Annotated in this window: 6 protein-coding genes; 5 read left to right on the forward strand and 1 reads right to left on the reverse strand. The window is 72.6% G+C overall.

Annotation, left to right across the window (positions count from 1 at the left end; genetic code table 11):
* Positions 1 to 103 precede the first annotated feature (103 nt).
* Positions 104 to 1,060 carry a pirin family protein gene (locus ACJA3G_RS24595; RefSeq protein ID WP_406555217.1) on the forward strand — a complete coding sequence of 319 codons (957 nt, stop codon included), beginning with the start codon at positions 104 to 106 and terminating at the stop codon, positions 1,058 to 1,060.
* A gap of 65 nt (positions 1,061 to 1,125) precedes the next feature.
* Positions 1,126 to 2,190 carry an AI-2E family transporter gene (locus tag ACJA3G_RS24600; RefSeq protein WP_406555218.1) on the forward strand — a complete coding sequence of 355 codons (1,065 nt, stop codon included), beginning with the start codon at positions 1,126 to 1,128 and terminating at the stop codon, positions 2,188 to 2,190.
* On the opposite strand, the gene ACJA3G_RS24605 is transcribed toward ACJA3G_RS24600, so the two are convergent.
* Complete coding sequence (locus ACJA3G_RS24605; RefSeq protein ID WP_406555219.1) at positions 2,154 to 4,289, reverse strand: SpoIIE family protein phosphatase; 2,136 nt, start codon at positions 4,287 to 4,289, stop codon at positions 2,154 to 2,156. The two genes, ACJA3G_RS24600 and ACJA3G_RS24605, sit on opposite strands and share 37 nt — an antisense overlap.
* Before the next feature lie 107 nt (positions 4,290 to 4,396).
* Between ACJA3G_RS24605 and aspS the strand changes: the two genes are divergently transcribed.
* The 3 genes from aspS (at position 4,397) to ACJA3G_RS24620 (ending at position 7,680) form a co-directional block, all read left to right on the forward strand.
* A complete protein-coding gene (gene aspS, locus ACJA3G_RS24610) occupies positions 4,397 to 6,175 on the forward strand; it encodes an aspartate--tRNA ligase (protein ID WP_406555220.1) in 1,779 nt (592 codons plus the stop codon).
* Positions 6,176 to 6,356: 181 nt separating this feature from the next.
* Positions 6,357 to 6,863, forward strand: coding sequence for a SigE family RNA polymerase sigma factor (locus ACJA3G_RS24615; protein ID WP_406555221.1), 507 nt, complete (start codon positions 6,357 to 6,359; stop codon positions 6,861 to 6,863).
* Positions 6,856 to 7,680, forward strand: coding sequence for a hypothetical protein (locus tag ACJA3G_RS24620; protein ID WP_406555222.1), 825 nt, complete (start codon positions 6,856 to 6,858; stop codon positions 7,678 to 7,680). The genes ACJA3G_RS24615 and ACJA3G_RS24620 overlap by 8 nt, the downstream gene beginning before the upstream one ends.
* Positions 7,681 to 7,789: the final 109 nt, after the last annotated feature.

Below are 7,789 nucleotides of genomic sequence, written 5' to 3' on the forward strand. Positions count from 1 at the left end.
CTCCTGACCGCCCTCCCTCCCCCTCGGGAATCAGTGCGCCTTGCCGACTGTTCACCATTCAACTACTTTGGATGCTGAGCATCCCCCCGAGGAGGGCCGTCCCATGCCTGCTGTGACCGTCGAAAACCCGCTCACCCTGCCGCGCGTGACCGCGCCGGAGGGTGCGGTGCCGCGTCCCGTGCTCACCGTGAGCACGGCGCCGGCCGGCTTCGAGGGGGAGGGGTTCCCGGTGCGGCGCGCGTTCGCCGGGATCAACTACCAGTACCTGGACCCGTTCATCATGATGGACCAGATGGGTGAGGTGGAGTACGCGCCGGGCGAGCCCAAGGGCACGCCGTGGCACCCGCACCGGGGCTTCGAGACGGTGACCTACCTGATCGACGGCACCTTCGTCCACCAGGACAGCAACGGTGGCGGCGGCACGATCATGAACGGCGACACCCAGTGGATGACGGCCGGGTCCGGTCTGCTCCACATCGAGGCGCCGCCGGAGTCCCTGGTCACCTCGGGCGGCCTCTTCCACGGCCTCCAGCTGTGGGTGAACCTCCCCGCCGCCGACAAGATGATGGACCCGCGCTACCAGGACATCCGGGGCGGCCAGGTCCAGCTGCTGACCTCGCCGGACGGCGGCGCGCTGCTGCGGGTGATCGCGGGGGCGCTGGACGGCCACGAGGGGCCGGGGATCACGCACACCCCGATCACGATGATCCACGCGACGATCCGGCCCGGGGCGGAGGTCACGCTGCCGTGGCGCTCGGACTTCAACGGGCTGGCGTACGTGCTGGCCGGGCGGGGGTCCGTGGGTGCGGGGCGCCGGCCCGTGCGGATGGGGCAGACCGCCGTCTTCGGCGACGGCGGATCGCTGACGGTCCGGGCGGACGAGCGGCAGGACGGGAACACGCCCGACCTGGAGGTCGTGCTGCTGGGTGGGCGGCCCATCCGGGAGCCGATGGCGCACTACGGGCCGTTCGTGATGAACACGCGGGATGAGTTGCAGCAGGCGTTCGAGGACTTCCAGAAGGGACGGCTGGGCACGGTCCCGGCGGTGCACGGGATGTGAGTCCCCTGCCCGCACCCCACCTTTGTCCGCGGGCCGTGGCGGGGCGGACGTGGTGAGCTGGGGGTGTGGAGCGTGCGCACCTACTTCCCGAAGGCGCGCGGCGCCTTGCCGCCTGGTGTGTCGTCGTGCTGCTCGTCACCGGTGTCGCCGCCGTCGCCGTCTGGCTCTGTGTCGTGTTCAAGACCGCCGTCACCCCCGTCCTGCTCGCCCTGCTGGGCACGGCCCTGCTCGGGCCCGTCTTCCGGCAGCTGCTGAAGCTGCGGATGAGGCGCTCGCTCGCCGCGGGGCTCACCTGCGTCGCCCTCGTGGCGGTGGTCGGCGGCGCCGGATACGTCGTCGTCAGCGCCCTCATCGACACCGGGGACCAGATCATCGAGTCGCTGCGGCAGGCCGGCCGTTGGCTCGCCGACCACTTCGGGGTCGCCGGCGGCGACGGCGTCTCCAGCCTCGCCGACAACGCCAAGCCGCTGCTCGGCAAGTTCGGCGCCACCGCCGCCTCGGGGCTGCTCACCGGCCTCAGCATCGTCGGCTCGCTCATCGCGACCGGGGTGCTGTCGCTGCTGCTGACCTTCTTCTTCCTGAAGGACTCCGACCGGGCCGTCCACCTGGCCCACTCCCTCGCCCCGCGCGGCACCGGACCCGTCGTGGAGGCCATGGCCCGGCGGGCCTTCGAGGCCGTCGAGGGGTTCATGCGGGGGACCACGATCATCGCCCTCATCGACGCCCTGTGCATCACCGTCGGGCTGCTCGTGCTGCGCGTGCCCGGCGCGGTGGGGCTCGGCGCCCTCGTCTTCATCGGCGCGTACATCCCCTACCTGGGCGCCTTCGTCTCCGGCGCGGTCGCCGTCCTGGTGGCGCTCGCCGACCGGGGGTTCGGGATCGCGCTGTGGACGCTCGGGGTCGTCCTGGCCGTACAGCAGCTGGAGGGGCACATCCTCCAGCCGGTGATCCAGAGCCGGACCGTGCAGATGCACCCGGCCATGGTCATGATCGCCATCACGGCGGGGGCGAGCGTCGCGGGGCTGCTCGGGATGCTGCTCGCCGTGCCCGTCGCGGCTGCCGCCTTCGGTGTCCTCGGCGAGCTGCGCGGGCGCTACTCCGCGGGGGAGTCCCCGTCGGGCCCCTCGTAGAGCTCGAACCAGATCGACTTCCCCTCGCCCCGGGGGTCCACCCCCCACCGGTCCGCCAGCATCTCCATCAGCACCAGGCCCCGCCCGCTGGACGCCATCTCGCCGGGGCGGCGCTTGTGCGGCAGGTCGTCGCTGGTGTCGGCCACCTCCACGCGCAGACAGCGGGCGCCGGGCGTGCCGGTGGCCTCCGCGACCAGGAGCGCGTCGCCGTCCGTGTGGACCAGGACGTTGGTGACCATCTCGGAGACCATCAGGACGGCCGAGTCCACCTGCTCGTCGTCGGCCCAGTCGTGCAGCAGCTCGCGCAGCTGGCGGCGGACCCCGGCGATCCGGTGCGGCTCGGCCTGGGCGACGGTCACGGCGGTGCGGCGGGCCGGGACCGTCCGGGTGCCCGGGCCCGTACCGCAGCCGCACACGTCGCTGTTGCGGCACAGCAGCAGTACCGCGATGTCGTCCTCGCGGCGGTCGGCCAGCGGCCCCACCGTGTGGTGCGAGGAGGGGCCGTGCACCGCCTGGACCAGCGCGTCCGCCAGCTTCTCCAGACCGTCCCCGGTGTCCTCCTCCAGGACCGGCCGCAGCCGGGTCCAGCCCGAGCCCATGTCGTGGCCGCCGGTCTCGATCAGCCCGTCCGTGCAGAGCATCATCGTCTCGCCCGGCTCCAGGACGAGCCGGGTGGTCGGATAGTCCGAGTCCGCCTCGATCCCCAGGGGCAGCCCGCCGGAGGTCTGGCGGATCAGCGCGGTGCCCTCGGCCGTACGGATGACGGGGTCGGGGTGGCCGGCCCGGGCGATGTCGAGGGTGCCCGTGGCGGGGTCGACCTCGATGTAGAGGCAGGTCGCGAAGCGCGGATGCTCGTCGCCCGCCTCGTAGGACTCCCCGTACGACTCGGTGATCCCGTACAGGAAGCGCGAGGCGCGCGAGAGGACCGCGTCGGGGCGGTGGCCCTCGCTCGCGTACGCCCGCAGCGCGATGCGGAGCTGGCCCATCAGCCCCGCGGCCCGTACGTCATGGCCCTGGACGTCCCCGATGACCAGGGCGAACCGGCCGGACGGCAGGGGGATCATGTCGTACCAGTCACCGCCCACCTGGAGGCCGCCGCCGGTCGGCACATAGCGGGCGGCGACCGTCATACCGGGGATGTCGGGGCCCAGGGTCGGCATCATCGAGCGCTGGAGCCCCAGCGACAGCTCGCGCTCGGACTCCGCCTCGCCCGCGCGGGCCAGCGCCTGGGCCAGCATCCGCGCCACCGTGGTGAGCACCGACCGCTCGTCGGGTGTGAACGCCACGGGGTGCTTGAAGGCCGCCATCCAGGTGCCCATGGTCCGCCCCGCCACGATCAGCGGCAGGAACGCCCAGGACCTGCGGTCGAAGCGCCGGGCGAGCGGCCAGGTGGCCGGGTAGCGGCGGCGGTACTCCTCGGGGCTGGAGAGGTAGATGGCCCGCCCGTTCCGTACGACGTCCGCCGCCGGGTAGTCGGTGTCCAGCGGCATGTCCGCGAAGGGGCCGTCGTCGCCGGGGTTGTGCCCGTGGTGGCCGATGATCGACAGCCGGTCGCCCGCCACCCCGAAGACGGCGAGACCGTCCGGGGAGAAGCCCGGCATGGACAGCGAGGCCGCCACCCGCAGCACCTCGGCCGTGGAGCGGGCCTCGGCCAGCGCCCGGCCCGCGTCCAGCAGGAACGCCTCCCGCGAGCGGCGCCAGTCGCCGGTGACGGGGGTGTGCGCGGCGATGGAGGGCTGCGGCTCCGCGACCTCCTGGAGGGTGCCGATCAGGACGTAGTCCACGCCCTCGGCGGTCTCCTTGCGCAGCGGCTTGGAGCGGCTGCGTACGGTCCGCAGCACCCGCCCGTTCTCGTCCATGATCCGCATCCGGGCCTCGGCGAGGGTGCCCTCCGCGACGGCCAGGGCCACGATCTGGTCGACCTCGTTCCAGTCGACCGGGTGGAAGCGGGAGCGCACGGCGGCCTCGGAGAGCGCCACCCGCTCAGGGGGCAGGCCGAGGAGGCGGGCGGCCTCGGCGTCGAGCGTGACCGTTCCGGACGCGTTGTCCCAGCGCCACAGCCCGGTGGCGATCGCAGCCAGGACGTCCTCGGTGCGCATGATCCCCACTCTAGGCAGCCCGTTTTGTACCGGCGAGAGCTGCTGGGCCCGGCCGGTAACCTGGAGGGACTGTTTCCCGCCTGTCACGCGAAGAACTGGATGAAGAAATGCACCGGTACAGGTCCCACACCTGCGGCGAGCTCCGCGCCAGCGACGTCGGCACCGACGTACGGCTGAGCGGCTGGCTGCACAATCGCCGAGACCTGGGCGGCATCCTCTTCATCGATCTGCGCGACCACTACGGCATCACCCAGCTGGTCGCCCGCCCCGGCACGGCCGGCGCGGAGGTCCTGGACAAGCTCTCCAAGGAGACCGTCGTCCGGATCGACGGCAAGGTCGTCTCGCGCGGCGCGGAGAACGTGAACGCGGACCTGCCGACCGGTGAGATCGAGATCGAGGTCGGCGAGGTCGAGGTGCTCGGCGCGGCCGGCCCGCTGCCGTTCACGATCAACGCCGAGGACGGCGTCAACGAGGAGCGGCGCCTTGAGTACCGCTTCCTCGACCTGCGCCGCGAGCGCATGCACCGCAACATCATGCTGCGCTCGGCCGTCATCTCGGCGATGCGCCACAAGATGACCGCGCTCGGCTTCAACGAGATGGCGACCCCGATCCTCGCCGCGACCTCCCCCGAGGGCGCCCGCGACTTCGTCGTCCCCTCCCGGCTGAACCCCGGCAAGTTCTACGCGCTGCCGCAGGCCCCGCAGCAGTTCAAGCAGCTGCTGATGATCTCCGGCTTCGACCGCTACTTCCAGATCGCGCCCTGCTTCCGCGACGAGGACGCCCGCGCGGACCGCTCGCCGGGCGAGTTCTACCAGCTCGACGTCGAGATGAGCTTCGTCGAGCAGGAGGACGTCTTCCAGCCGATCGAGAAGCTCATGACCGAGCTGTTCGAGGAGTTCGGCGGCGGACGCCACGTCACCTCGCCGTTCCCGCGCATCCCGTTCCGCGAGTCGATGCTGAAGTACGGCAACGACAAGCCGGACCTGCGCGCCCAGCTGGAGCTCGTCGACATCACCGATGTCTTCGAGGGCTCGGAGTTCAAGGCGTTCGCGGGCAAGCACGTGCGCGCGCTGCCGGTGCCGGACGTCGCGGGCCAGTCCCGCAAGTTCTTCGACGGCCTCGGTGAGTACGCGGTGGAGCACGGCGCCAAGGGCCTGGCCTGGATCCGTGTCGGCGAGGACGGCGCCTTCACCGGCCCGATCGCCAAGTTCCTCACCGAGGAGAACACCAAGGTCCTCACCGAGCGTCTCGGCCTCGCCGCCGGGCACGCCGTCTTCTTCGGCGCGGGCGAGTACGACGAGGTCTCCAAGATCATGGGCGCGGTCCGCGTCGAGGCCGCCAAGCGCTCCGGCCACTTCGAGGAGGGCGTCTTCCGGTTCTGCTGGATCGTCGACTTCCCGATGTACGAGAAGGACGAGGAGACCGGGAAGATCGACTTCTCCCACAACCCCTTCTCGATGCCACAGGGCGGCATGAAGGACCTGGAGGAGAAGGACCCGCTGGACATCCTCGCGTGGCAGTACGACATCGTCTGCAACGGCATCGAGCTGTCCTCCGGCGCGATCCGCAACCACGAGCCCGACATCATGCTGAAGGCGTTCGAGATCGCGGGGTACGAGGCGGAGACCGTCGAGCGCGAGTTCGCGGGCATGCTGCGGGCGTTCCGCCTCGGCGCCCCGCCGCACGGCGGCATCGCCCCGGGTGTGGACCGCATCGTGATGCTGCTGGCCGACGAGCCCAACATCCGCGAGACCATCGCGTTCCCGCTCAACGGCAACGCGCAGGACCTGATGATGGGCGCGCCCAGCGAGCTGGAGGAGTCCCGGCTGCGCGAGCTGAACATCCAGCTGCGCAAGCCGGTCGCCGCCAAGGGCGCGGAGAAGTAGACACGCCGGAGCAGTCCGCTTCGTAGGGCGAAGGGCCCGGATTCCCCGCGGATCCGGGCCCTTCGCCGTGTCCGGGCGCGTGCCCGGGTGCGTATACGGGTTCGGATCCGGGGCAACCGGCCGGGCAACCCACCGCGTTCGACAGATGTGAGAGCACGGACGGACAGACGAGGACACAGCGATGGCCCCCGGAGGACCCGACGGATTCGAGGAGTTCGTCGCCGCCCGGGGACCCCGGCTGCTGCGGGTGGCCTGGCTGCTGACGGGCGACGCGCATCTGGCGGAGGACCTGCTGCAGACCGCGCTCGCCAAGGTGTGGCCCAAGTGGCACCGGATAGCCGACGCCCACCCCGAGGCGTATGTGCGCAAGACCCTGGTGACCACGTACACCTCCTGGTGGCGCCGGCGCTGGCGGGGCGAGGTCCCGCACGGCGAACTCCCGGACGCCGCCGGGTCCTTCGACGCGTACGAGGGGGTGGACCTGGAGCAGTCGCTCGCGGCGGCCGTCCGCGCGCTGCCCGCCCGCCAGCGCGCGGTGGTGGTGCTGCGCTACTTCGAGGACCTGGGCGTGGACGACACGGCGGCGGTGCTCGGCTGTACGCCGGGCACGGTCAAGAGCCAGGCCGCCAAGGCCCTGCGCACCCTGCGGGGACTGCTGCCCGTACTGGTCGAGGAGCGCCGTGACTGACGACGCCCTTCCCGGCCCCGCCGGGCCGGACGACGACGAGCAGGCGCTGCGGGTGCTGCTGGAGCGGGCCGTGCCCCGGCTGCCGGTCCCCGCGAGCCGGCTGGACAAGGTGCGCGAGCGGCTGGCGCGGCGCAGGCGCCGCCGGGCCGCCGGAGGCGCCGCCGCCGCGGTGGTCTCGCTGGTGGCCGCGGGCGCGCTGCTGCCCGACGCGCTGCGCACCGACACCCAGCGGGTGCCCCCGGCCGCGCTCCCGCAGGGACTGACCGGACCCACCGGCGTACGGGTCTCCTTCCCGGCGATCGGCGGTCTGACGCTGCGGCTGCCCGCGTCCTGGGACGCGCTGCGGCTGCCCGACGGCGTGGGGCAGAAGACCAACACCCTGCCGGACGGATATGTGGCCGCGCAGCCGCTCAAGCCGTACGAGGAGGCCTGTTCGCCGCCGGAGAAGTCCGACGGGTCCGGGGTGCTGTGCGAACCGCTGGACCGGCTGGTCCCCGGGGGCCTGCTGCTCTCGCTGTGGGCGCTGCCGGGCGGCCGGGACGGCGCCGAGGCGCTGCCCCCGGGGACGCCCCTGGAACGCGCCCGCGATGTACCGCCCGGCTGCCGCCGGATGGGGGCCACCTCCTACTACACGACCACGCGCGCGACACCGGACGCCGCGACGGTGCTCTACGCCACCCTGTGCGCCGACGGCACCGACCCCGGACGGCGCGCCGCCGAGGTCCGCGCCCTCCTGGACGGCGCGACCTACGACACCGCCACCCCCGACACCGCCACGCCCGCGCAGAACCCCACCTCCGAGGGGAGACACCCGTGACCGCCGCTCCCGCCCGCCGCCCCGCGAAGAGAGGTCCCGCCCGGGGCGCCTGGGCCGCCCTGGCCCTCGCGGCGCTGCTGCTCACCGGCTGCGGCCAGGGCGGCGAGGG

Source organism: Streptomyces sp. YS-3, assembly GCF_045257485.1.
GTDB lineage: Bacteria > Actinomycetota > Actinomycetes > Streptomycetales > Streptomycetaceae > Streptomyces.